The sequence below is a fragment of the Mycolicibacterium smegmatis genome (assembly GCF_001457595.1).
Lineage (GTDB): Bacteria > Actinomycetota > Actinomycetes > Mycobacteriales > Mycobacteriaceae > Mycobacterium > Mycobacterium smegmatis.
This window is the reverse complement of the sequence record NZ_LN831039.1, coordinates 6,456,306-6,482,870: the sequence shown is the minus strand read 5'-3', so window position 1 is coordinate 6,482,870 and position 26,565 is coordinate 6,456,306. Positions and strand designations below refer to the sequence as shown.

The window sequence follows — 26,565 nt, the reverse complement described above, 5'->3', positions numbered from 1 at the left end:
AGCACGAAAACTACATGGCAAAGAACGCTCGGCGTAAGCGCCACCGCATCCTGGCCCTGATCGCCGCCGCGGCGATGGCCCTCGTCGTGGTGCTCGTGGTGACGATCGTGGTCGTGATCATGCGCCGTCCGGACACCCCGGCCACCCCGCCGCCCAGCGCGGAACCGCCCGGTGGCGTCGTGGTGCCTCCCGGCACGCGCAAACCGCGCCCGGAGTTCCAGTCGGCCGACTGCCCGGACGTGATGATGGTCTCGATCCCGGGCACGTGGGAGTCCTCGCCGACCGACGACCCGTTCAACCCCACGCAGTTCCCGCTGTCGCTGATGTCGAACATCAGCAAGCCGCTGGCCGAGCAGTTCGGCCCGGACCGTCTGCAGGTGTACACCACGCCGTACACCGCGCAGTTCCACAACCCGTTCGCGGCGGACAAGCAGATGTCCTACAACGACAGTCGCGCGGAGGGCATGCGGACGACGGTCAAGGCCATGACCGACATGAACGACCGCTGCCCGCTCACCAGCTATGTGATCGCCGGGTTCTCGCAGGGCGCGGTGATCGCGGGTGACATCGCCAGCGACATCGGCAACGGGCGCGGCCCGGTGGACGAGGACCTGGTGCTCGGTGTGACGTTGATCGCCGACGGCCGTCGCGAGATGGGCGTCGGGCAGGACGTCGGGCCCAACCCGGCGGGGCAGGGTGCGGAGATCACGCTGCACGAGGTGCCCGCGCTGTCGGCGCTGGGGCTGACCATGACGGGGCCGCGCCCCGGCGGGTTCGGCGCGCTGAACAACCGCACCAACCAGATCTGCGGTTCGGGCGACCTGATCTGCTCGGCTCCTGAACAGGCCTTCTCCGTCTTCAACCTGCCCAAGACCCTCGAGACGCTGTCGGGCAGCGCCGCGGGACCTGTGCACGCGCTGTACAACACACCGCAGTTCTGGGTCGAGAACGGGCAAACCGCCACGCAGTGGACGCTCGAATGGGCCCGCAATCTTGTCGAAAATGCGCCTCATCCGAAACACGGTTGACGCGCGCGCCGGATTTGGACGGGACCACCCGGTCCCTTAACATTAAGAGAAAACTAAGAGCTTCGCGCACGTAGAGGAGCTGACCGAGCAGTGGCGGTCGGCCGATCCACGAGCTCGGATCGCTCGGATCGCAATGCCCGGTACGATTCTCCGGGTTTCGGTGCGTTCACCGGCCGTTGCGGCCGGGACGCGCCGTGTGACGTGCGACAACGCGATGAGCACGGCTCTGACACAGGAGAGTGATATGCCGTTCCACAATCCGTTCATCAAGGACGGACAAATCAAGTTCCCTGACGGCAGCAGCATCGTCGCGCACGTGGAGCGCTGGGCCAAGGTGCGCGGCGACAAACTCGCCTACCGGTTCCTCGACTTCTCCACGGAACGTGACGGTGTGCCCCGCGACCTGACCTGGGCGCAGTTCAGTGCCCGCAACCGCGCGGTCGCGGCCCGTCTGCAGCAGGTCACCCAGCCCGGCGACCGCGTGGCCATCCTGTGTCCCCAGAACCTCGATTACCTGGTCGCGTTCTTCGGAGCGCTGTATGCGGGCCGCATCGCGGTTCCGCTGTTCGATCCGTCCGAGCCCGGCCACGTGGGCCGTCTGCACGCGGTGCTCGACAACTGCCATCCATCGGCGATCCTGACCACCACCGATGCCGCCGAGGGTGTGCGCAAGTTCTTCCGCACCCGTCCGGCCAACCAGCGTCCCCGCGTGATCGCGGTCGACGCGGTGCCCGACGACGTCGCTGCCACGTGGGTCAACCCGGAAGAGCCCGACGAGACCACCATCGCGTATCTGCAGTACACCTCGGGCTCCACCCGGATCCCGACCGGTGTCCAGATCACCCATCTCAACCTGGCGACCAACGTGGTGCAGGTCATCGAGGCGCTCGAAGGCGAGGAAGGTGACCGCGGGATCTCGTGGCTGCCGTTCTTCCACGACATGGGTCTCATCACCGCGCTGCTCGCACCGATGATCGGCCACTACTTCACCTTCATGACCCCGGCCGCGTTCGTCCGGCGCCCCGAGCGCTGGATCCGCGAACTCGCGCGCAAGGAGAGCGACACCGGCGGCACCATCTCGGTGGCGCCGAACTTCGCGTTCGACCACGCCGCGGCGCGCGGTGTGCCGAAGCCGGGATCGCCCCCGCTGGACCTGTCCAACGTCAAGGCCGTCCTCAACGGCAGCGAGCCGATCTCGGCTGCCACGGTGCGCCGCTTCAACGAGGCGTTCGGCCCGTTCGGCTTCCCGCCCAAGGCCATCAAGCCGTCCTACGGCCTCGCCGAGGCCACGCTGTTCGTGTCCACCACGCCCAGCTCGGAAGAGCCGAAGATCATCACGGTCGACCGTGACCAGCTGAACGCGGGCCGCATCGTCGAGGTCGACGCCGATTCGCCCAAGGCCGTCGCGCAGGCGTCCGCTGGCAAGGTCGGGATCGCCGAGTGGGCCGTGATCGTCGACGCCGAGTCGGCCACCGAGCTGCCCGACGGCCAGGTCGGCGAGATCTGGATCAGCGGCCAGAACATGGGCACCGGCTACTGGGGCAAGCCCGAGGAGTCGATCGCGACGTTCCAGAACATCCTCAAGTCGCGCACCAACCCGTCGCACGCCGAGGGTGCCGCAGACGACGCGACCTGGGTGCGCACGGGTGACTACGGCGCGTTCTACGACGGCGACCTCTACATCACGGGCCGCGTCAAGGACCTCGTCATCATCGACGGCCGCAACCACTACCCGCAGGACCTCGAGTACTCGGCGCAGGAGGCCAGCAAGGCCATCCGCACCGGTTACGTCGCGGCGTTCTCGGTGCCGGCCAACCAGCTGCCCGACGAGGTGTTCGAGAACGCGCACTCGGGTATCAAGCGCGATCCCGACGACACCTCCGAACAGCTGGTGATCGTGGCCGAGCGCGCGCCCGGTGCGCACAAGCTCGACATCGGCCCCATCACCGACGACATCCGCGCCGCGATCGCGGTCCGCCACGGCGTCACGGTGCGCGACGTGCTGCTGACCGCGGCCGGTGCGATCCCGCGCACCTCCAGCGGCAAGATCGGGCGCCGTGCCTGCCGTGCCGCCTACCTGGACGGCTCGCTGCGCGCCGGCAAGGTGGCCAACGACTTCCCGGATGCCACCGACTGACCAACAACGCCATCACGGATCGAGCTTCTCGACCGGCGGCTTTAAGGGTGACCTGAACATGGATGAAAACCACAGCGATTCGAATCTTCCAGAGGGCACCGAGCCCGCTGGCCGGCCGGCTCCGCGTACCGACATGACCGTCAACGAGATGCGGGAGTGGCTGCGCAACTGGGTGGCCAACGCCACCGGGCAGTCGGCGGACGCGATCGACGAGTCGACCCCGATGGTCGAACTCGGCCTGTCCTCGCGCGATGCGGTCGCGATGGCCAGCGACATCGAGGACCTCACCGGTGTGACGCTGACGGCCACCGTCGCGTTCCGCCACCCCACGATCGAGTCGCTGGCGACGGTGATCATCGAAGGTGAGCCCGAACCCGAACCGTACGACGAAAACGAGGACTGGTCGCGCACGCGCGATGTCGAGGACATCGCTGTCGTCGGCGTGGCCACGCGTTTCCCGGGCGACCTGAACACGCCCGACGAGATGTGGGAGGCCCTGCTCCAGGGCAAGGACTGCATCACCGATCTGCCCGAGGACCGGTGGACGGAGTTCCTCGACGAGCCCCGCATCGCCGAGCGCGTCAAGAAGGCCCGCACGCGCGGCGGTTACCTCACGGACATCAAGGGTTTCGACTCCGAGTTCTTCGCGCTGTCGAAGATGGAAGCCGACAACATCGACCCGCAGCAGCGCATGGCGCTGGAACTGACGTGGGAAGCGTTGGAGCACGCCAGGATTCCCGCGTCGAGCCTGCGCGGCGAGAGCGTCGGCGTGTACATCGGCAGCTCGACCAACGACTACAGCTTCCTGGCGATGAGCGATCCGTCGATCGCGCATCCCTACGCCATCACGGGCACCGCGAGCTCGATCATCGCCAACCGGGTGTCGTACTTCTACGACTTCCGCGGCCCGTCCGTGGCGATCGACACCGCGTGCTCCAGCTCGCTGGTCGCCACCCACCAGGGTGTGCAGGCACTGCGCGCCGGTGAGGCCGACGTCGCGATCGTCGGCGGTGTCAACGCTCTGGTGACCCCGCTGGTGACGGTCGGTTTCGACGAGGTCGGCGGCGTGCTCGCGCCGGACGGCCGCATCAAGTCGTTCTCGTCGGACGCCGACGGCTACGCCCGCTCCGAGGGCGGCGGCATGCTTGTGCTCAAACGGATCTCGGACGCGCGCCGCGACGGCGACCAGATCCTCGCGGTGATCGCGGGCAGCGCGGTCAACCACGACGGCCGGTCCAACGGTCTGCTCGCCCCGAATCCCGACGCGCAGGCCGAGGTGCTGCGCAAGGCGTACAAGGACGCTGGCATCAATCCGCGCGACGTCGACTACATCGAGGCGCACGGCACCGGCACCATCCTTGGTGACCCGATCGAGGCCGACGCTCTCGGCCGCATCGTCGGCAAGGGTCGCCCCGCCGACAAGCCGGCTCTGCTCGGCGCGGTGAAATCCAATCTGGGACACCTGGAATCGGCCGCGGGCGCGGCGAGCCTGGCCAAGATGACGCTGGCGCTCGCCAACGACAAGCTGCCCCCGTCCATCAACTACGCCGGGCCCAACCCTTACATCGACTTCGAGAAGGAACGTCTCAAGGTCAACGACACCGTCTCGGACTGGCCGCGCTACAGCGGCAAGGCCATCGCGGGTGTCTCCGGCTTCGGCTTCGGCGGCGCCAACGCGCACGTGGTGATGCGTGAGGTCCTGGCCAGCGACCTGGTGGAACCCGAGCCCGAACCCGCTCCAGAGGCCAAGGCCGAGAAGACCGACGCCGACGCGGTTTACGTCGGTGGCGTGCGGATGGACGAGTACGGGGAGTTCATCGACGAGGATGAGCCTGCCGAGGGCGGTGACGCCTACCCGAGCTATGACGAGGATTCCTACGAGCTGCCCGGGATGACCGAGGCCGCGCAGCGCCTGCTGGAGCAGGCCCGCGAAGAGCTCGCTGCCAAGGAGGCCGAAGAACCCACCAAGCAGCTTGTCCCGCTTGCGGTTTCGGCGTTCCTGACCTCGCGCAAGCGGCAGGCCGCGGCCGAGTTGGCCGACTGGATCGACAGCCCCGAGGGTCGCGCGTCGTCGCTGGAGTCGATCGGGCGTTCGCTGTCGCGGCGCAACCACGGCCGTTCGCGCGCGGTGGTGCTCGCCCACGACCACGACGAGGCGATCAAGGGTCTGCGTGCACTTGCCGAGGGCAAGCAGCATCCCAGCGTGCTCTCGGCCGACGGACCCGTGACCAACGGACCGGTGTGGGTGCTCGCGGGATTCGGTGCGCAGCACCGCAAGATGGGCAAGAGCCTGTACCTGCGCAACGAGGTCTTCGCCGAGTGGATCAACAAGGTCGACGCGCTGATCCAGGACGAGCGCGGCTACTCGATCCTCGAGCTGATCCTCGACGACAACGTCGACTACACCGACGCCACGTGCGAGTACCCCATCGAAGTGGTCCAGTTGGTGATCTTCGCCATCCAGATCGCGCTCGGTGAGCTGCTCCGTCACCACGGCGCGAAACCCGCTGCGGTGGTGGGACAGTCACTCGGCGAGGCGGCCGCGTCGTACTTCGCGGGCGGTCTTTCGCTCGCGGATGCCACCCGCACCATCTGCTCGCGCAGCCATCTCATGGGTGAGGGCGAGGCGATGCTGTTCGGCGAGTACATCCGGCTGATGGCGCTCGTGGAGTACTCGGCCGACGAGATCAAGACGGTGTTCTCGGATTACCCGGACCTGGAGGTGTGCGTCTACGCGGCACCGACCCAGACCGTGATCGGCGGCCCGCCGGATCAGGTGGACGCGATCATCGCGCGCGCCGAATCCGAGGGGAAGTTCGCCCGCAAGTTCCAGACCAAGGGCGCCAGCCACACGCAGCAGATGGACCCGCTGCTCGGCGAACTCGCGGCCGAACTGCAGGGTATCGAGCCGAAACCGCTGACCACCGGCTACTTCTCGACCGTGCACGAGGGCACGTTCATCCGCCCGGGCAGCGCGCCGATCCACGACGTGGACTACTGGAAGAAGGGCCTGCGCCACAGCGTCTACTTCACCCAGGGCATCCGCAACGCCGTCGACAACGGCCACACCACGTTCCTCGAGCTGGCGCCGAACCCGGTGGCGCTCATGCAGGTCGGCCTCACGACGGCCAGCGCGGGTCTGCACGACGCGCAGCTGATCGCGACACTGGCCCGCAAGCAGGACGAGGTCGAGTCGATGATCTCGGCCATGGCGCAGCTCTATGTGCACGGCCACGATCTGGACTTCCGCACGCTGTTCCCGCGCCGGTCCAAGGGCCTGGCCGGGGCGCTGGACTTCGCCAACATCCCGCCGACGCGGTTCAAGCGCAAGGAGCACTGGCTGCCCGCGCACTTCACCGGTGACAGCTCGGCGGTCATGCCCGGCAACCACGTGGCCACGCCGGACGGCCGCCACGTGTGGGAGTTCGTGCCGCGGGGCAAGACCGACCTGGCCGCGCTCGTGAAAGCCGCTGCCGCGCAGGTGCTCCCGGACGCGAAGCTTGCAGCCTTCGAGCAGCGCGCGGTCCCGGCCGACAACGCCCGGCTGGTCACCACGCTCACGCGGCACCCCGGTGGTGCCACGGTGCAGGTGCACGCACGCGTCGAGGAGTCCTTCACGCTGGTCTACGACGCCATCGTGGCGCGGGCGAACGGCGCGGGCGTCACGGCACTTCCGGTCGCGGTGGGCGCGGGTGTCGCGGTGTCCGGCGACGTCGCCGGCGAGGGTGCCGGGGCGTCGGTGATCGAGGACGACGAACCCGACGCCGAGATCCTGCAGGACAACCTGACCGCCGGTGCGGGCATGGGTGCGGACTTCCAGAAGTGGGATCCGAACTCGGGCGAGACCATCGGCCAGCGGCTCGGCACGATCGTCGGCGCCGCAATGGGTTACGAGCCCGAGGACCTGCCGTGGGAGGTGCCGCTCATCGAGCTGGGCCTCGACTCGCTGATGGCGGTGCGCATCAAGAACCGCGTCGAGTACGACTTCGACCTGCCGCCGATCCAGCTGACCGCGGTGCGTGACGCGAACCTCTACAACGTCGAGGAACTGATCAGGTACGCGATCGAGCACCGCGACGAGGTCGAGCAGATCGCCGAGTCGCAGAAGGGCAAGACGGCCGAGGAGATCGCGGCCGAGCAGTCCGAACTGCTGGGCGGTGCGAGCACCGTGGCCGAGCTGGAGGCCAAGCTGGCCGAGGCCGGTCATCCGTTGGCGACCAAGGACTCTGAGGACTCTGAGGAAAGCACGGCAGGTGCTGCCGAAGCCGCAGCCGCCGAGGCCTCGGCGGTCGAGGGTCTGGAGATCCCGCCCCCGCCGACCGATCCCACGGGACCCGGTGGCGCGCCGATCCCGCCGCCGCCGAGTGACCCGTCGGGCCCGGCGCAGGCCGCGTCTGCGACCGACGCTCCGGCGGGCACCGTGAACAAGGCGACCGCAGCCGCGGCCGCGGCGAAGGTGCTCACGCAGGAGGCGGTCACCGAGGCGCTGGGCGCCGACGTGCCGCCGCGTGACGCGGCCGAGCGCGTGACGTTCGCGACGTGGGCGATCGTGACCGGCAAGTCGCCGGGCGGCATCTTCAACGAGTTGCCCACGGTGAGCGAGGAGACCGCGAAGAAGATGGCCGAGCGGCTGTCCGAGCGGGCCGAGGGCACCATCACCGTCGAGGACGTGCTGGGCGCCAAGACCATCGAGGAACTGGCCACCACCGTCCGCGAACAGCTCGAAGAGGGTGTGGTCGACGGGTTCGTGCGTACGCTGCGTCCCCCGAAAGAGGGTTCGAACGCTGTGCCGCTGTTCGTGTTCCACCCGGCCGGTGGTTCGACGGTGGTCTACGAACCGCTCATGAAGCGCCTGCCCGCGGACGTGCCGGTGTACGGCCTCGAACGTGTCGAGGGCTCGATCGAAGAACGTGCCGCCGAGTACGTGCCGAAGCTGCTGGAGATGCACAAGGGCCCGTTCGTCCTGGCCGGCTGGTCGCTGGGCGGTGCGCTGGCCTACGCGTGCGCGATCGGCCTCAAGCAGTCCGGTGCCGACGTGCGGTTCGTGGGGCTCATCGACACCGTGCTCCCGGGCGAGCCGATCGACCAGAGCAAGGAGGGCATGCGGGCCCGCTGGGACCGCTACGCCCGGTTCGCCGAGCGCACGTTCAACGTCGAGATCCCGGCGATCCCGTACGAGGAACTGGAGAAGCTCGACGACGAGGGCCAGGTGAAGTACGTCCTGGAGATCGTCAAGGAGAGCGGCGTGCAGATCCCCGGCGGCATCATCGAGCACCAGCGCACGTCCTACCTGGATAACCGCGCGCTCGACACCGTCGACATCAAGCCGTACGACGGTCACGTCACGCTGTACATGGCCGATCGCTACCACGACGACGCGATCGTGTTCGAACCCGCGTACGCGACCCGCAAACCCGACGGCGGCTGGGGCTCGTTCGTGTCCGACCTGGAGGTCGTGCACATCGGGGGCGAACACATTCAGGCCATCGATGAGCCGTACATTGCGAAGGTTGGTGCGCACATGAGTGAGGCGCTCAACCGCATCGAGGCTCAGGCGAGCAAGGAGGATGGGGCCAAGTGACGAACAAGACCACCGCTGAACTCCTGGCAGAGCTGCGCGAGAAGCTGGAACTGGCCAAGGAGCCCGGCGGTGAGAAGGCCGTCGCCAAGCGCGAGAAGAAGGGCATCCCGAGTGCCCGGGCCCGCATCAACGCGCTGCTCGACCCGGGCAGCTTCATCGAGATCGGCGCGCTGGCCAAGACTCCCGGCGATCCGAACGCGCTGTACGGCGACGGTGTGGTGACCGGTCGCGGAACCATCGACGGCCGGCCGGTCGGCGTGTTCAGCCACGACCAGACGGTGTTCCAGGGCTCGGTCGGTGAGATGTTCGGCCGCAAGGTGGCCCGGCTCATGGAGTGGGTCGCGATGGTCGGCTGCCCGATCATCGGCATCAACGACTCGGCAGGCGCCCGCATCCAGGACGCCGTGACCTCGCTGGCGTGGTACGCCGAGCTGGGCCGCCGCCACGAGATGCTGCGCGGCCTGGTGCCCGAGATCTCGCTGATCTTCGGCAAGTGCGCGGGCGGAGCGGTGTACTCGCCGATCCAGACCGACCTGCTGGTGGCCGTGCGCGATCAGGGCTACATGTTCATCACCGGCCCCGACGTCATCAAGGACGTCACGGGCGAGGACGTCACGTTCGACGAACTCGGTGGCGCCGACGAGCAGGCCAAGCGCGGCAACATCCACAAGGTGGTCAACTCGGAGACCGAGGCCTACCAGTACGTGCGCGACTACCTGAGCTTCCTGCCGTCGAACCACTTCGACAACCCGCCGATCGTCAATCCCGGTATGGAGCCGGAGATCACGCCGCACGACCTCGAGCTCGACTCGATCGTGCCGGACGCCGACAACATGGCGTACGACATGCACGAGATCCTGCTGCGCATCTTCGACGACGGCGACGTGTTCGAGATCGCCGAGCAGCGTGGTCCGGCCATGATCACCGCGTTCGCACGTGTCGACGGCCATCCGGTCGGGGTGATCGCGAACCAACCGATGGTGTTGTCGGGCGCGATCGACAACGAGGCGTCGGACAAGGCCGCGAGCTTCATCCGGTTCTGCGATTCCTACAACCTGCCTTTGGTTTTCGTCGTCGACACCCCCGGCGCCATGCCGGGTGTCGCCGAGGAGAAGGGCGGCATCATCAAGCGCGGCGGGCGGTTCTTCAACGCCATCGTCGAGGCCGATGTGCCCAAGGTGACCGTCATCATCCGCAAGGCCTACGGCGGCGGGTACGCGGTCATGGGCTCCAAGCAGCTCTCGGCCGACCTGAACTTCGCCTGGCCCACCGCGCGCATCGCGGTGATCGGCGCCGAGGGCGCCGCGCAGCTGCTGGTGAAGCGGTTCCCGGATCCCAATGCGCCTGAGGTGCAGAAGATCCGCGACGACTTCATCGAGGGTTACAACCTCAACATGGCAACACCGTGGATCGCGGCCGAGCGCGGCTACATCGACGCGGTCATCCAGCCGCACGAGACCCGGCTGCTGCTGCGCAAGTCGCTGAGGCTGCTGCGCGACAAGCAGAACGGCCCCAAGGTGCAGCGCAAGCACGGTCTGCTGCCGCTGTAGACGTCCCACGAAGAGGCCCGATCCTCCTGCACTACAGGGGGATCGGGTCTTTTCGTGTACCGGCCTTCCTGAGGTAGGCCCAGTGCGCGAGCGCGGCGGCCACGGTGCCCAGGCCGCCGACCAGGCACGCGACCCTGGGGTTGGCGTGCGTGCAGATCCAGCCGATCATCGGGCCGCCCACAGGCGTGGTGCCGTTGGTCGCGAGCACGAGCAGCGAGATGATCCGGCCACGGACGCCAGGATCGGAGTACAGCTGCAGCAGCGTCGTCGCGGTGGACCGGAACGTCACGCTCGCCGCGCCGACCACGAACAGCAAGGCGTACGCGATGGTCACGGTCGGCATCAGGCCCGTCAGTGCGAGGGCGGCGCCCAGCACACATCCGTTGAGGATCAACCACTTCGACGTGCCCCGCAGGACACCGGCCAGCGCCAGCCCGCCGAACACCGCGCCGACGCCCATGCTCGTGAAGGCGAACCCCACCACGCGGGCATCGCCGCCGAACGTGTCGCGGGCCAGCGTGGGCAGCAGGACATTCCAGTTGAACGCCAGCAGACCGGACACCGCCATGAGGACCAGTGCCGCGGCGATGTGCGGGCGCGCCGACACGTAGCGCAGGGTCTCGCCGAGATGTCCCTTGGCGGAGACGTTTCCGGTGATCACCGGTGCGTGGGGCCGGATCAGCAGCAGCGCGATCACCACCGGTAGGTAGGACGCCGCGTTGAGGAAGAACGACGCCGATACGCCGACCGCCGAGATCAGCACGCCCGCGACGGCCGGACCGGCGATCTTGCCGCTGTTCTGGATGATGCTGTTGAGCGTGACGGCGTTGGCCAAAGTTTCCGGCGTGGCGATGTCGTTGACGAACGTCAGACGCGCGGGTTTGTCGACAGCGTCGGCGAAGCCCTGGGCCACGGCGGCCGCCAGGACGATCCAGATGTTGACGACGTCGATCCACACCAGGACGCCCAGCACCAGTGCGGGGAGCATGCCGCCGAGCGCGGTCCACAGCAGGATCGTGCGCTTGCTGTACCGGTCGGCCAGCACACCGGCGAGTGTGGTGAACAGCAGGGTGGGCAACTGCTGGCCCGCGACGGTGACGCCGAGCAGCAGGGGTGAGTCGGTGAGTTCGAGCACCAGCCAGGCCTGCGTGAGCTTCTGCATCCAGGTGCCGCTGACGGAGATCGTCTGCCCCAGCGCGTATCGGCGGTAGTCACGGATGGTCAGGGCGCTGAACGTGGCAGCCAGGTACCGTCTCACATCGCCCCGCATCGCCCCAATGGTATGTCAATAAGTCTATTGACCATTATGGCGCACCGCGCGCATGAAAGTCAGCTCGCGACCACCGCCGAGCGTGCGGTCCCGTACGCGATCGTGCGCGAGTCGCGTATGAAACCGCACGCTCGGCGGTTACATGTCAAGGTCGGATGCGCAAAGGCCCCGGGCTGTAGAGACCGCTGTGGGTCTGGGAGCCGAAATCGAGTTCGGCAGGCGTCGCTTCGACGACGGTGTCGAACTTGCGCAACGAACCCCAGTCCTGGCCCCAGTCCTGCGACAGGTAGGTCGACATCACCGAGGCCCGCAGCAGCAGGTCGGTGATGCCCAGCAGGCCGCCGTTGATGCCGTCCTGCCACGTGTCGGTGCTCTGCAGCTTGGCGTAGTAGTCCGGCGAGATGCGGAACTTGGGCACCTCGGTGACGCCGTTGGCGTGCAGCATGGGCTGCTGGCACGGGAACGCCAGACCCACGGCCCAGTCCATCAGCACGGGCTGATCGGAGCCGACGTACTCCTGCACCGACTGCAGCTCGGGCACCCGCGGCGGGGTCACCGCGATCCAGTCGCCCTGGCTCAGTGACAGATCCTCGGCCACCACGCGCACCGCGACGGCATCGTCGGGGATCTCCGAGCGCGGGTAGCGCAGGTTGCGCCACGACGGGGTGGGCCCCACGTCGTACGGTGTCACCCGGCCCGCGGGCACCAGGGTGCCGTCCGGGCCGCGGGTCGCGTACTCCAGGTCCACGGTCTGGCCGGTCGTCAGGCCGTTGGCGACGCTCTCGCCGGTGATGGTGCCCGCGGCGGTGATGACCACCAGCGGATGCGCAGCCCGTTCGGTCTCGTCGAGGGCTGGAAGCTCGTACCACGCCGAGGACAGCCTGCTCTCCTGTTGCGCCTCGGTGGAGTACGTACCCGCGACCGGGACCCGCTTGGGGTCGAGGCCGTAGGGCAGCGGCACGGTGGAACCGTTGATGCCCGGCTCGTCGAGCTTGATCGGTCGGTTCCAGTCGTAATCGGTGCCCGGCTGCGGATTGTTGAGGCGGATGGCCTCGGCGATGATGCGGTCGGGAACACCGTCGGGGGAGAAGCCCTGCGGGTCCTCGCCGCCCAGCGGGCCAAGCGGACCGTACGCGCCGGGCAGCGGCGTGAGGAAGCCCGCGTTCGAATCCGGTTCCACCAGAACGTCGTCGGCCAGGCCGCAACCGCCCGCGAACGCGCGGATGTTGGCCCACCCGTTGGAGTACGTCGGGTACTGGCGCACCACGCCGATCGCCATGGACGCCATCATCACCACGACCATGAACCCGGCCGCGACGGGGATGGGCGCCGCGGTCAACCGGTCCACCACACGGGATTCGGTGCGACGCGTCAGGTGCAACCAGAACGCCCACAGGGCCGCGATCGCCGACAGCGCGAAGAAGATCGCGCTGATCTGGACACCGCCGACCTTGGGCACCGAATTGTTGAACGGCGCACCGAAGTTCGACACGTACCACCAGCCGTTGGTGGAGGCGAAGCAGAACGCCAGCACGAACAACACGAGCGACAGGAACGCCATCCGGTTGCGCGCCGAGCGCAGCACCGTGGGCGACACCAGCACGGTCGCCAGCGCGGCCATCGCACCGCCCACCGCGGCGAACAGGCCGAAGTGGTGGATCCACTTGGTGGGCGTGAACATCAGGAAGAACATGGTGGCGAAGATGATGCCCATCAGGCGCCAGGCCGGGCCGCGTGCGACGCCCGCGATGTGCTTGCGCCGCAACATCATGAACAGCGAGGGGAACAGGCACATCGCGGTGAACACGAACGCCACGCGCCGCGAGATCGCGCCGTCGGTGGTCGGCAGGATCAGGTAGTAGTAGCGCAGGTTCTCGGTCCACCACTCCTGGCTGGGCCCGATCGCGGTGCGGATCCTGGTGGCCTCCAGCACCGTTGCGATGGTCTGGTCGGCGAACACCACGGCCAGGATCACGGTGCCCGCGGCCAGCAGTGGCGCGATCAGCGGCCAGGTCCCGACGAGGCGACGGCGGCGCATGACGATGCGCAGGATCGGACGGCCACCGGCCAGCAGTGCGGCGACGGCGATCAGACCGGTCGGCTGGATACCGAGCGTGAACGCGGCCGTCGTGATGGCCAGCGCCGCCGGGGTGAGCCGGCCCGAGGTGACGGCGCGTTCGATCAGGACATAGGTGATCAGCGCGCCCGTGGCGATCTGGCCCTCGGGGCGCAGGCCGTTGTTGAACGGCATCCACGCACCAAGCAGCACCAGGCCCGCGGCCCACATCGCCGCGCGACTGCCGGCCACCGCGGGTCCCAGCCGCGGCAGCACCTCACGGGACAGCAGCAGCCAGCAGATCAGGGCACAGATCAAGTCGGGCAATCGGATCCAGATGCTGGCGTCGCTCACCTTGGTCATGAGCGCCAGCACGTTGTAGTACCAGCCGAACGGGTCCTCGGGGCTGCCGAACCAGCGGAAGTAGTTCGCCATGTAGCCCGCGTGCTCGGCCGTGCGCGCCATCTGCAGGATGTAGCCGTCGTCGGACGAGTTGGCGCCGATCACGTACCAGATCGCCATGCCGCCGACCACCACGCCGTCGACCGCGGTGACCGTGCGCCAGCGCGTCGGGATCAGGCGGTGCATGCGCCGCCCGTCGAGCCGGTCGAGGCGCCACAACGCCAGCAGCGCGATGACGGTCGACACGATCGCCAGCAGCATGGCCGCGAGCTTGAGCGCCGTGGGGTGCGTCGTGAAGCGCGTGTCGATCTCCGCCGACACCGACAGTCCCTGCGGCGCAGGGCCGGTGAGGTCGGTGAACACACCGACGATCGCGGGCCGCAGATTCGGGTCGGGGTAGCCGGTGCGCTGCAGCTTGCCCGCGTCCTCGCCGGAAATCTGTGTGAGACCGACGAAATCGGCGTAGGTGCCATCCAGGTTCGACGTGATCTCGATGCGTTGGCAGTCAGGTCCCGCGACGCGGTCGCGGTTCACGCTCGCGACGACGACGTTGCGCACGATCACGTCGACGCGGGTCTCGGTGACGTTGACCAGCATCGCGTTGAGTGCGGCGTCGCGGCCCTCGGCGGGTGCGGTGCCGAACACCAGGCCGCCCTCGGGGGGCAGGTCGCGCACCACCGAGCACGGCACGGTCGCGGTCAGCTCCAACGGGGCCTGCGAGATCAGCGGAGCGGTGACGTTGTCGAGCCTGCCCTGCTGCGGCCAGTTCAGCGTGGCCGTGGTCTGCGTGACCGGCAGCAGCGGGATGGACACGGAGAGCACGAATCCGAGCAGGCCCGCGATGGTGGCGACCCAGCGTGCGATCCGCACGTCCTTGCCGGCGCTCACGGCTTCATCCATGTTGCCGCTCACGGCAGTGCCCTGATCGGTCCGCCGCGACTCCATCCGAACACTCGCGTCGATCCTTCCTCGATGGCGGCTGTGGGCGCCTGCTCCTGCGGTACCACCCGGATGTAGCGCTCGATCGAGCCCCAGTCGCGGTACCAGTCGTCACGCAGATAGGTCGGGATCGCCTCGGTCCTCAGCAGCGCCTGGATGAACAGGAACGGCCCACCGTCGGCGGCGGACTGCCACTGGTTGGACGACACCACCATCTGCTTGAAGTTGGGGATGATGCGGTACTCGGGCAACTCGGCGACACCGAGCCGCTCGGCGAATGGCCGCTGGCACGGGAAGTTCGCGGCCGTGGCGATGTCCATGAGCACCGGGGTCTGCGATCCGAGGAACTGCTGCGCGGTCTGCAGCACCGGAACGCGCGGCGGCGTGAACGCGAACCACTGGTCCTCGGACAGGTTGGGGTCGTCGGCGACGATGCGCGCGACGTTGGCCTCCGGCGGCGCCCACGCGAGCGGGAACCGCAGGTTGCGCCACGCCTTCTGCTGGAAGATGTCGATGGGCTGGACCTCCGACAGCGCCTGGTAGGTGCCGTCGGGCCGGTGCACACCCCACTGCAGCTTGAGCGACTGGCCGTAGTTGAACGAGCCGTCTTCCTCGTAGTACCAGATGGCGCCTGCCGCGGCGACGGTCACCAGCGGGCGGTCCGGCGTGCGGGGCGGCAGCTGGTACCAGGCCGACGTGGCCTTGGCGGCCAGCTTGTTCTCGCCGTAGCTGCCCATCACCGGGGTGCGGGACGGGTCCAGGCCGAAGGGCAGGAACACCCGCGACCCGTTGACGCCCTCGGGGCCGTAGCCGCCGCCGGTGCCCGCGGCGTAGCCGATGCCGATGTTGGGCTTGTCGACCGGCCCGTCGGAGTTCGGGGTGCCCGGGTTGGCCGCGACGGGCTCGGCGGGTTCGAGGGTGTCGCTGACGCCGTTGGGGGTGAAGCCGACGGGGTCCTCGCCGCCCAGCGGGCCGTACTCGCCGAAGCGCTGGCCCGGAACCGGTTGCAGCATGCCCTCGTTGGGGTCGGCCTCGACCAGCACGGCGTCGGCCATCGCACAGCTGTCGCCGGCCGAGCGCAGCGCGGCGATGTTGGCCGAGCCCACGGTGTAGACGGGGTAGCGGCCCACGGTGGCCTTGACCATCGAGCCGAGTTCGAGCACCACCATGATGGTCGCGACGATCAACAGCGGCGTCGAGGCGAGCGCGCGGTTTCTGCCGGTGTCGGCCACCTCGGTGTGCCCCGCGTAGTCCATGCGGAAGTGCAGCCAGCCTGCGAGCAGACCGCCGACGATCGCGAGCACCAGGAAGATCGTGGTGACCGGGTAATGCGCGATCACAGGCTGCTTGTCGAACCACGGCACGCCGTAGTTGCCGACGTAGAACCAGCCGTTGAGGCCCGAGGTGGCCCACGCCAGGATGAACAGCAGCGCGGTGACGTACAGCGCGAGGTTGCGTCGGCTGTGCAGGCCCACGCGCGCGAACGCGAATGCCGTCACACCACCGAGGGCGCCGGCCAGGCCCGCGAACGCGCCGAACTGGATCGCCCACTTGGTGGGGGTGAGGATCAACAGCAGCAGGCCGATCGCGGTCGATCCGCACAGCCGCCACAGCGGCCCGCTCACCGCGCCGGGCACCCGGCCGCGGCGCAGCAGCACCATGATGAGGCCGAACAGGCACAGCAGCAGCACCAGCACCGCGAATCGGCGGGTCAGGGATCCGTCGACGCTGTCCTCGACCGTGAGGAAGTAGTACCGCAGGAATTCCTGGTACCAGGGGATGGTCGGTCCCACGACGTACTTGATGCGCACCGACTCGGCGACCGTGGCCAGGGTCTGATCGCGGAAGATGATCACGAAGACCACGGCGACCGACGCCGCGAGCGGGGCCAGGGACGCCAGGATCCCGGTGCCCGCACGGCGGGCGGTGACGACGCGGCCGATGGCGCGCGCGCCGACCAGCAGCGGCGCCAGCGCGATCAGGCCCTGCGGGGCGAGTGTGACGGAGAACATCGCGATGACGATCGCGACGGCCGCGGGCCACAGGCGCCGCGTGCCGATGGAGTTCTCCACCAGCATCCACACCGTGATCACCGCGAACGCGATCAGCGGTTCGGGACGCAAACCGTTGTTGAACGGCAGCCACGCGGCCAGGAACGTCGCACCCGCGGTGAGCATCGCGACGCGGTTGGCCGCGACGCGCCTGCCGATGCGGGGCAGCACGCAGCGGCTGATGATCAGCCACGTCGCGATAGCGGCCGCCGTGGCGGGCAGCCGCATCCACACGCCCGCGGTGCTGATCGAGGCCAGGTGCGACAGCACGCTCTGGTACCAGTCGAACGGGGCCTCGGACGCGCCGAAGTAGCGGTAGTAGTTCGTCGTGTAACCCGCCTCGGACGCCACCCGGGCGATGGTCATGTTGTAGCCGTCGTCGGACGTGGGCGCGCCGACGATGTGCCAGATGAGCAGGCCGCCGATCACGCCGGTGTCGGTGATCCACGTCCACAGCCCGGCGCGTCCGCGCGTGCGCGGCGGGCGCCTGCGCCATCCGCGGTCCAACAGGGCCAGCGCGACGATCGACCCGATGACGCACGCGAGGCCGAGCACCATCACGGCGGTCTTCAGCAGGGTCGGTGACGTGATGAAGCGGGTGTCGATGTCGATGCGCGCGGCCAGGCCGGGCTGCGCGGGCACCTTGAGGTCGGTGAAGACACCCGAGACCTGGGGGCGCTTGTCGACGGGCAGGGTTCCGCTGGCGTCGGGGATACCGGCGAAGTCGGCGCCCACCGCGCTGACGTCGGCCCAGACGTGGATCTCGCTGCACGCGCCGGAATCGACGGCCTCACGCGGTGCGACCGCGGCGACCGTGTCGCGGAACGCGACGTAGACCACGTCGGCGTTGGCGCGGATGAACATGCCGTTGCGGCCGGCCTCGATGCCGCCTGCCGGGTTCGTCGAGAACACCACGCCGCCGTCGGCGGGAAGCTCGGCCACGGCGCGGCACGGGATCGTGACGTCGAGTGCCCGCGGCGCCCCGGCCACCAGCGGCGCCGTCAGTTCGGTGACGTTGCCGTCGGCACCCACACCCTGCGGCCACAGGACGGTCGCGGTGGTCTCCTCCACCGGGAGCAGTGGAACCAGACCGCACAACAACACGCCCGCGATGCCGGCGACGACAGCGATCAGGCGTGCGATGCGGGACGGTTCGGTCACTGCGTCATCTGCTGTTCGCTCACGCTGTTCATCGCCCGGCACGAGGCTCGATGGTATGCGACCCGCATGTGAGCGTCGGCCATGCGGGCGCGCGTCGGCCCTACCGTGATCGCTCAGCCGCTAGCTCAGCCGCTCAACTCAGCCGCAGGGGCGCCGGGCTCCACCAGCCGCTGCGCGTGGCCGTGCCGAGGTCCAGGCGCGCCGGCTGGGCGTCCGGGTACCACGGCGTCAGCCGCTGCAACGAGCCCCAGTCGCGGTACCAGTCGTCCTTGAGGTAGGTCGGCACCGACGACGGGCGCAGCAGCAGCTCGGTGATGCCGAGCGGGCCGCCGCCCAGGTAGTCCATGACCGGCGAATTGGCCTCGGCGCCGAACCGGTCCGGCAGGATGCGCCACTTGGGCACCTCGACGACGCCGTAGCGGTGGTCGAACGGCCGCTGGCACGGGAACGCCAGGCCTACGAGCCAGTCCAGCATCACCGGGTCGGACGATCCGACGACCTCCTGCAGCGTGCGCAGCTCGGGGATGCGCGGCGGGGTCAGGGCGATCCAGTGCTGGGGTGCGAGATCGTCGTCGCTGGCGACCAGCCGGATCTGGGTGGCCTCGGGCGGGATCGAGCTCAGCGGGGCGCGCAGGTTGCGCCAGGCCGGGGCCGCGCCGACGTCACCGAAGGTGATGCTGCCGCCCGGCTCGTTGGCCGCGGCCTGCTCGTCGGTGGCCCACTGCACCTCGACCTCGCCCTGGTCGAACCGACCGGCGGCCGACACCACGAGCAGCGGGCCCGCCTGGTCGCGGTCGGGCAGCCGGTACCACGCCGAGCGCAGCACCGCGGGCTGCTGTGTGCCCGAACGCCACGAACCGAGCACCGGCGTGGTGGCCGGGTTCAGGCCGTACGGCAGGCGCGCGCGGGATCCGTTGATGCCCGCGGCAGCTGTGGTGCCGCCTTCGGTGCCGACCTCGGTGCCGGTGACGACGCCGGAGTCGCTGTCGGCGAAGTTGTCCGTGCCGGGCTGCTCCATGACGGGGTCCGCGGAGACATCCGAGGGGATGCCGTTCGGCCCGAAGCCCAGCGAGGTCACGGCGCCGAGCGCCTGACCGGCCGGCTCACCGATCGGGGTGAGCATGCCCGCGTTGGCGTTCTGCTCGACCAGCACGTCGTTGGCCAGTCCGCAGGTCTTGCCGGTCAGGGCGTTGAGGTTGGAGCGGCCCACCGACCACGCCGGGTACTGGTTGATCATCCCCAGCGTCAGCGAGACCACCTCGAAGATCACCAGTGCCCACGTGGCGACCGCGAGCGGGGCGACCAGAAGGCGCTGCCAGCGCCGTTGCGGCCGGTCGGGCGAGACGTCGCGCCCGCTGAAGTGGAACCATGCCGCGACCAGCAGCGCGAGCACCGACAGGCCCAGCAGCATCGTGGTGAACCCGAACTTGAACTCGGGGAACGAGTTCGACCAGGGCACACCGAAATTGGACACGTACCACCAGCCGTTGACCGTCGCGAACGACAGCGCCGTCACGAACAGCACTGCCGCGCCGAACACCGTGCGGTTACGCCGCGACTTCATCGCGGTCGTGGTGACCGCGACGGCGGCCAGGGCGCCGAGGCACCCCGCGAGGCCGGCGAACACACCGAAGTGGTGGGTCCACTTGGTCGGGGTGAACATCATCGCGAGGAACGAGATGATCGTGATGCCGATGATGCGTCTGCTCGGGCCCAGCGCGGTGCCGGGGATGCGGCCCTTGCGCAGCGTCATCGCGATCGACACCGCCAGCGCGAGCAGCAGCGTGAGCACCGCGAAGCGCCGCGCCACCGAACCGTCGGGGCTTGTGGTGAACAGGCGTGAGTAGCGGATGTGCTCGTCGAACCAGGCCAGGCTGGGGCCGACGGCCGACTTGAAGCTGCTGGCCTGCAGTTCGGCGGCCAGGGTCTGGTCGCGGAAGATCAGGAAGATCGTGACGGTGCCCGCCGCGGCGATCGGCGCCAGCAGTGCCCAATAGCCGAACCGTGAAACATGCGCGGCCACAATGGTTTTCAGCGGTCCGATGGCGACCAGCAGGGCGCCGACAGCGGCGATGCCGGTGGGGCCGGAGAACAGCGTGAGTGCACCGATGATGATGGCGACGGCCACCGGCAGCAGCCTGCTGGTCGCGACGCCGCGCTCCACCGAGCACCACGTCAGCAGGATGCCCAGCGCGATGATGGGCTCGGGGCGCAACCCGTTGTTGAGCGGCAGCCAGAACGCCAGGAACAGGCCCGCGGCGGTCCATGCCGCGGCGCGGCTGTGCTTGGCGGCGGCGCCCAGGCGCGGGATGACCTCGCGGCTGATCACCCACCAGCAGGCCAGACCCATGAGCAGCGTGGGGAAGCGCATCCACACGCTGGCCGTCGACACGTGCGCCCACAACGCCAGCAGGTCGTAGTACCAGCCGAACGGCGACTCAGGCGTACCGAACCAGCGGTAGTAGTTGGCCATGTAGCCGGCGTGCTCGGACACACGGGCCATGGTCAGGATGTAGCCGTCGTCGGCCGTGTTGGCGCCGACGAAGTGCCACCACACCAGCATCGCGCTGACCAGCCCGTCCAGCGGCGTCATCGACCACCAGCGCGACGGCAGGAAGCGCTTGTGGCGCCGGCCGTCGGCGCAGTCCAGCACGTGCAGCGCGCCGAGCGCGATGACGGTCATCGCGACGCCCACGATCATCGCGAGCAGTTTCAGCAGGGTCGGCGACGTGCTGTAGCGCGTGTCGATGGTCGCCGACAACTGCAGCCCTTCGGGCGCCGGGCCGGACAGGTCGGTGAACACACCGACGATCTGGGGACGGAAGTCGTAGCCGCTGCGCTCGCCGCGCACCGCCTCGCCCGGGTCGTCGTCATCGGGACCCTGCGTGAGGCCGACGAACTCACCGGTCACCTTGTCGGCGTGCGCGGTGAACGTCAGGTACCGGCAGTCGGGGCTGAGCACCTGCTCCAGCGGTGCGCTGACGACCGGGGTGTTGCGCACGATGACCGTGAGGTCGTTGTTGATGCGTTCGATCAGCAGGCCGCGGTCGATGGCCTTGGGGGCCTGCTTGGGCACCGTCGACAACAGCACGCTGCGGTTGCGGTTCTCCGGTCCCACCAGGCCCGCGGCGGCCTGGCACGGCACGGTGACGGTCAGGTCGGTCGCGACGTAGCCGATCAGCGGCGCGTCGACGCTCTGCCAGACGCCGTTCTGCGGCCAGTTGAGCTCGGCGGTGGTCTGCTCGACCGGCAGCAGCGGCGTCGCGATCGCCATCAGCGTGCCGAGAAGTCCGGCGATGATCGCGACGAGCCGCGCGGTGCGGTGGTTGCTGCCACCCGCTGCATGCGGACCGGTCACGGGCTTCGATGCTAACGGGATATCAGTGGCCATCGGTCTCCGGCTTTCCCCCGGGTTTCCTGATCGCGAGCACGAACGGACCGTGGTCGGACACCTCGAACCGCGGATCGTCGAACACCGCAGAGTCCAGTTCGACGTGATAGCGCCGCACGTTGGGCTGGTTGGGATACACGTCGGATGCCAGGCGCAGCGTGTAGGTGTCATTGGCGCCGTGGCGCATCAGGAACACCGTGGGCGGTTCCCACGGCAGCTCGTCGAGTGCGGCGACGAAGTCATCGGCCGAGCCCAGGGTCGCCCAGCCTTCGATCGCGGCGGCGCGCTTGTCGAACTGCGCGAGCGGGTTGGCGTAGTGCGACGTGAGCCCTTGGAAGCCGTAGTACGGGTAGAAGGACAGGAAGCTGTAGTCGGCCGTGAGCACCACGGTCTGGTTACGCGGGACGCCGGTGACCTCGAGGATCTTGGCGTCGATCTCGCGGTAGTAGCGCTCGGCGCCCGGTGGCCTGCGGTCGGCGCGCTGGCCGGTGCCGTCGGTGTCGGTGTAGGCCACGTTGATGTCGGGTCGCAGCACGTCGGGGATGTCCTGGCTGAACGTGACGGCGCCGATCGCGCCCACCGCGGTCGCGGCGGCGACGACGCGGCGCGACGTCTCGGGCCGATACCGGTGGGCGATCGCGAGTGTGGCCTCGATGAACCCGAACGCACCCGCTGTGGTGAGCAGCACGGTCAGCGTGGGCTGGAGGCGGAAGGACAGCAGCGTGGTGCCCGCAAGCGTCGTGAGCATCGACAGCAGTGACCACGCGTACACCGCGACCACGGCCACCGCGAGCGCCCCGGCGCGTGTCGAGGTGCGGGCCCGCACCACGAGCCACACGGTGCCCAGCATGCACAGCGCGCCGTGCAGCGTGAGGCTGAACATCGGGAAGTGCAGTTCGGCGCCCGCGTCGGGCAGGTAGTGCTGCGCGGTTCCCGAATCGGCCGGTTCGCCGCGCATCGCGGCCAGTAGGTACGGGGCCCACGTGAGCAGCGCGATGGCCCCGGAGATCACCGCGATCACCGCGAGCCGCAGCAGTGGGTCGATGTGCCTGCGGGCGACCGCCACGCACAGCGCCATGATCGTCAGCGTGAACGCCGCGTAGACCAGCAGCAGTGTGTAGAACAGCGCAGCTACACCCAGGAAGATGCCGACGCCGACGATCGCGGCCCACCCGCCGCCGCGCGTGCGGGCACGCAGCCCGGCCCAGGCCAGCACGAACACCGGCGGCATCAGCACCGTGATGATCGCCGCGTACGGCTCGGTGGAGGCGTACGCCAGCATGGCCGCTGTGCTCGCCGCGGTCGCCACGAGTGCGTACTCGAAACGGATCATGGCCGCCCACAACACAAGTGCGAGCGCCACAGCGATCGTGATCGACACGATCGACCAGGGTTTGAACATCTCCCACGCCGGCGTGCCGGTGGCCGCGGCGATCCGCCCGCCCAGCCAGAACCAGCCCGCGGGGTAGAACGGCGGCAGGCCGATGTAGGTCATGTCGTGCAGACCGGCCGTGTCGGTGAGCCGGGTGAGGTACTCGGTGCGGAACTGCTGATCGACCGAGACCCCGAACAGGTACAGCTTTGTCGCACCCAGCGGCATCGCGAGCGTCACCACCGAGAACGCCGAGATGAACGCCAGCGCACCCAGGCGCGCCAGCGTCCTGCGGCCGCGCCGCCACAGCAGTCCGGCTGCGAACAGGCCTGCCAGGCAACCGAACTGGCCCACCGTGGTGAGCGCGTGCAGCTGGTTGGACGTGTTGTAGGCGGGCCATTCGACGCGGGCGATCGCCGCGATCGCCACACCGGCGACGGCCGAGGCCATCAGCACGGCGAGCACCATCTGGCCGAGAACCCTGGCCGCCACCGGCATCAGATGGGGAGCTTGCGGAAGATGGGTCGCGGGATGTGACGCAACACCATCATCACGTACCGGAATGCGCCTGGCGCCCAAACCAGTTCCTTGCCCTTCGCCGACGCGGTGACCGCGAGTTCGGCGACGTACTCCTTGTCCACGGTCAGCGGCGCCTCTTTGACGTGGGCGCTCATGCGGGTGCGCACCTGACCGGGGCGGATCACCAGCACCCGCACACCGAACTCGCGCAGGGCCTCGCCCAGGCCCAGGTAGAAGCCGTCCAGGCCGGCCTTGGTGGAGCCGTAGACGAAGTTGGAGCGGCGCACGCGCTCACCGGCCGCCGAGCTCATCGCGATGATCTGCCCGGAGCCCTGTGCGCGCATCTTCTCGCCCAGCAGCACGCCGACCGACACCGCCGCGGTGTAGTTGACCCCGGCGATCTGCACGGCCTTGCGCTGGTTCTGCCACAGTTCCTCGGCGTCACCCAGCAGACCGAATGCGACGATCGCCACATCCACGTCACCGCCTGCGAACGCCTGGTCGATCACCGCGGGGTGGCTCTCGGTGTCGAGCGCGTCGAAATCGACCACGTCCACCGCGCTCGCACCGGCTTTGCGCATCTGTTCCACGGCCGCGTCGCGGCCGGGATCTCCCGGCATCACGGCCAGCACGATGCGCGCGGATGCGTTGCGCAGATAGCGCTCACAGATTGCCAGCCCGATCTCGGAGGTGCCGCCGAGCAGCAGGATCGTCTGGGGGTTACCTACGGCGTCGAACACCATCTACTGCAGCTCCAAGCCTCGGGGACATCGTGACGAGGGTACCGTGCGGCGCAAAGTGCGGTCCTTGCGCTCGAGACCGAACGCCCAGGCCGGCTGTGAGGCCGGCCTGGGCGTCCAGGTGGTTGTGTGTCAGGCGACGTCGAAGCGGTCGGCGTCCATCACCTTGGTCCACGCGGCGACGAAGTCCTTGACGAACTTCTCCTTGGAGTCATCCTCCGCGTACACCTCGGCCAGGGCCCGCAGCTGCGAGTTCGACGCGAACACCAGATCGACACGCGTGCCGGTCCACTTGGGCGAACCGGTGGCACGGTCGGTGCCGATGTAGGTGCCGTCATCGGCAGGCGAGGGCTTCCATGCGGTGGACATGTCGAGCAGGTTGACGAAGAAGTCCGTGGTCAACGCGCCCGGCTTGTCGGTCAGCACGCCGTGCTTGGTACCGCCGTGGTTGACGTCGAGCACCCGCAGACCGCCGACGAGCGTGGTCATCTCAGGAGCCGACAGGCCCAGCAGGTTCGCCCGGTCGATCAGCTTGAACTCCGCGGGCAGGTCCGAACCCTTGCCCAGGTAGTTGCGGAAGCCGTCGGCCTTGGGCTCCAGGTAGGCGAACGAGTCGACGTCGGTCTCTTCCTGGGTGGCGTCGCCACGGCCCGGCGTGAACGGCACGGTGACGTCGAATCCGGCTGCCTTGGCGGCCTTCTCGACACCCACGTTGCCGCCGAGGACCACCAGGTCGGCGAACGACACGTTGATGCCGGACGCCTTCTGGATCTCCTCGTACTTGCGGACCACCTGGGCGAGCTCGTCGGGCTCGTTGGCCTCCCAGCCCAGCTGCGGCTGCAGGCGGATGCGGCCGCCGTTGGCGCCGCCGCGCAGGTCACTCGACCGGAAGGTCGACGCGGCCTTCCACGCGGTCGAAACCAGCTGCGACACAGTCAGACCCGAGTCGGCGATCAGCTCCTTGAGCTTGGCCACCTCGTCGTCGGACAGATCGTTGCCCGCCGGGATGTTGTCCTGCCACAGCCAGGTGTCCTTCGGCACCTCGGGGCCCAGGTAGCGGGTCACCGGACCCATGTCGCGGTGCAGCAGCTTGAACCACGCCTTGGCGAACTCCTCGGCAAGTTCCTCGGGGTGATCCAGCCAGCGACGGGTGATCTGCTCGTAGATCGGGTCGACGCGCAGCGCGAGATCCGAGGTCAGCATCGACGGGTGGGTCTTGCCGTCCTCGTGGGCCAGCGGCACCGAGTTGGCCCAGCCGTTGTCCTTGGGCTTCCACTGGTTGGCGCCCGCGGGGCTCTTGGTGAGCTCCCACTCGTTGCCGTACAGGATCTCCAGGAAGCTGTTGTCCCACTTGGTCGGCGTGTGGGTCCAGGTGACCTCGAGACCGCTGGTGATGGCGTCCTTGCCGACGCCGGTGCCCTGCGGGTTGCGCCAGCCGAGGCCGACCTCTTCGAGCGGGGCGGCTTCCGGCTCGGGGCCCACCAGCGAGGCGTCGCCGTTGCCGTGCGTCTTGCCGAAGGTGTGGCCACCGACGATCAGCGCGGCGGTCTCGACGTCGTTCATCGCCATCCGGCCGAACGTCTCGCGGATGTCGATGGCCGAGGCCTGCGGATCCGGATTGCCGTTGGGGCCTTCGGGGTTGACGTAGATGAGGCCCATCTGGACCGCGGCAAGCGGGTTCTCCAGGTCACGCTCACCGGTGTAGCGCTTGTCGTCGAGCCATTCCTGCTCGGGACCCCAGTACACGTCCTCCTCGGGCTCCCAGCGGTCCTCGCGACCGAACGCGAAGCCGGCGGTGCGGAAGCCCATGTCCTCCAGCGCCACATTGCCGGCATACACGATCAGGTCGGCCCACGACAGGTTCTTGCCGTACTTCTTCTTGACCGGCCACAGCAGGCGGCGGGCCTTGTCCAGGCTCGCGTTGTCGGGCCAGCTGTTCAGCGGCGCGAAGCGCTGCATGCCCGCGCCCGCACCGCCGCGGCCGTCACTGACGCGGTAGGTGCCCGCGGCGTGCCAGGCCATGCGGATGAACAGCGGTCCGTAGTGGCCGAAGTCGGCAGGCCACCAGTCCTGCGACGTGTGCATGACCTCGACGATGTCGGCGCGCAGCGCGTCGACATCGAGGTTCTGAACCGCGGACCGGTAGTCGAAATCCTCGTCCAGCGGATTGATGACGTCCGGGTTCTTCTGCAGGATCTTCAGATTGAGCTGATTGGGCCACCAGTCACGGTTGCTGCCACCGGCCACCGGAGGCTTGATGCGGCCGAAACCCGCCGGGCAACCACCCGCAGGCGCGTCGGTCTGAGCTTCTCCGATGGGCGGGCTGTCTTCGATCGGGCGATCCTCAGGCAATGCATTTCCTTTCGGG

11 protein-coding genes are annotated in these 26,565 nt (G+C 68.7%); 4 read left to right on the top strand and 7 right to left on the bottom strand.

Translation table 11 applies throughout. The features are described from left to right. The first annotated feature begins 14 nt into the window (after nucleotides 1-14). The 4 genes from culp6 to AT701_RS31310 all read left to right on the top strand — a co-directional run bounded on the left by culp6 (nucleotide 15) and on the right by AT701_RS31310 (nucleotide 10,296). Complete coding sequence (gene culp6, locus AT701_RS31325; RefSeq protein WP_058127232.1) at nucleotides 15-1,028, top strand: carboxylesterase Culp6; 1,014 nt, start codon at nucleotides 15-17, stop codon at nucleotides 1,026-1,028. 244 nt (nucleotides 1,029-1,272) lie between these two features. Continuing rightward, nucleotides 1,273-3,165 (top strand): long-chain-fatty-acid--AMP ligase FadD32, encoded by a 1,893-nt coding sequence (gene fadD32, locus AT701_RS31320; RefSeq protein ID WP_058127779.1) that lies wholly within the window; start codon nucleotides 1,273-1,275, stop codon nucleotides 3,163-3,165. A 58-nt stretch (nucleotides 3,166-3,223) separates the two neighbouring features. Further along, complete coding sequence (gene pks13, locus AT701_RS31315; RefSeq protein WP_058127231.1) at nucleotides 3,224-8,746, top strand: polyketide synthase Pks13; 5,523 nt, start codon at nucleotides 3,224-3,226, stop codon at nucleotides 8,744-8,746. Then, nucleotides 8,743-10,296 carry an acyl-CoA carboxylase subunit beta gene (locus tag AT701_RS31310; RefSeq protein ID WP_058127230.1) on the top strand — a complete coding sequence of 518 codons (1,554 nt, stop codon included), beginning with the start codon at nucleotides 8,743-8,745 and terminating at the stop codon, nucleotides 10,294-10,296. Before pks13 ends, AT701_RS31310 begins: the two co-directional genes overlap by 4 nt. Before the next feature lie 31 nt (nucleotides 10,297-10,327). On the opposite strand, the gene AT701_RS31305 is transcribed toward AT701_RS31310, so the two are convergent. From AT701_RS31305 to katG, 7 genes are all read right to left on the bottom strand, one after another. After that, nucleotides 10,328-11,566: an MFS transporter gene (locus AT701_RS31305; protein WP_014878633.1), complete on the bottom strand. Its 1,239-nt coding sequence runs from the start codon at nucleotides 11,564-11,566 to the stop codon at nucleotides 10,328-10,330. A gap of 145 nt (nucleotides 11,567-11,711) precedes the next feature. Continuing rightward, nucleotides 11,712-14,924, bottom strand: coding sequence for an arabinosyltransferase domain-containing protein (locus tag AT701_RS31300; protein WP_058127778.1), 3,213 nt, complete (start codon nucleotides 14,922-14,924; stop codon nucleotides 11,712-11,714). Nucleotides 14,925-14,932: 8 nt separating this feature from the next. Next, nucleotides 14,933-18,175 (bottom strand): arabinosyltransferase domain-containing protein, encoded by a 3,243-nt coding sequence (locus tag AT701_RS31295; RefSeq protein WP_011731254.1) that lies wholly within the window; start codon nucleotides 18,173-18,175, stop codon nucleotides 14,933-14,935. Nucleotides 18,176-18,308: 133 nt separating this feature from the next. Next, nucleotides 18,309-21,566: an arabinosyltransferase domain-containing protein gene (locus tag AT701_RS31290; protein WP_042510602.1), complete on the bottom strand. Its 3,258-nt coding sequence runs from the start codon at nucleotides 21,564-21,566 to the stop codon at nucleotides 18,309-18,311. Continuing rightward, a complete protein-coding gene (locus tag AT701_RS31285) occupies nucleotides 21,556-23,436 on the bottom strand; it encodes a galactan 5-O-arabinofuranosyltransferase (protein ID WP_014878631.1) in 1,881 nt (626 codons plus the stop codon). Before AT701_RS31285 ends, AT701_RS31290 begins: the two co-directional genes overlap by 11 nt. Then, nucleotides 23,436-24,200 (bottom strand): decaprenylphospho-beta-D-erythro-pentofuranosid-2-ulose 2-reductase, encoded by a 765-nt coding sequence (dprE2, locus tag AT701_RS31280; protein WP_011731251.1) that lies wholly within the window; start codon nucleotides 24,198-24,200, stop codon nucleotides 23,436-23,438. The genes AT701_RS31285 and dprE2 overlap by 1 nt, the downstream gene beginning before the upstream one ends. A gap of 129 nt (nucleotides 24,201-24,329) precedes the next feature. Next, the gene (gene katG, locus AT701_RS31275) at nucleotides 24,330-26,549 is read right to left on the bottom strand and encodes a catalase/peroxidase HPI (RefSeq protein WP_011731250.1); all 2,220 of its coding nucleotides are present in this window, start codon (nucleotides 26,547-26,549) and stop codon (nucleotides 24,330-24,332) included. Nucleotides 26,550-26,565: the final 16 nt, after the last annotated feature.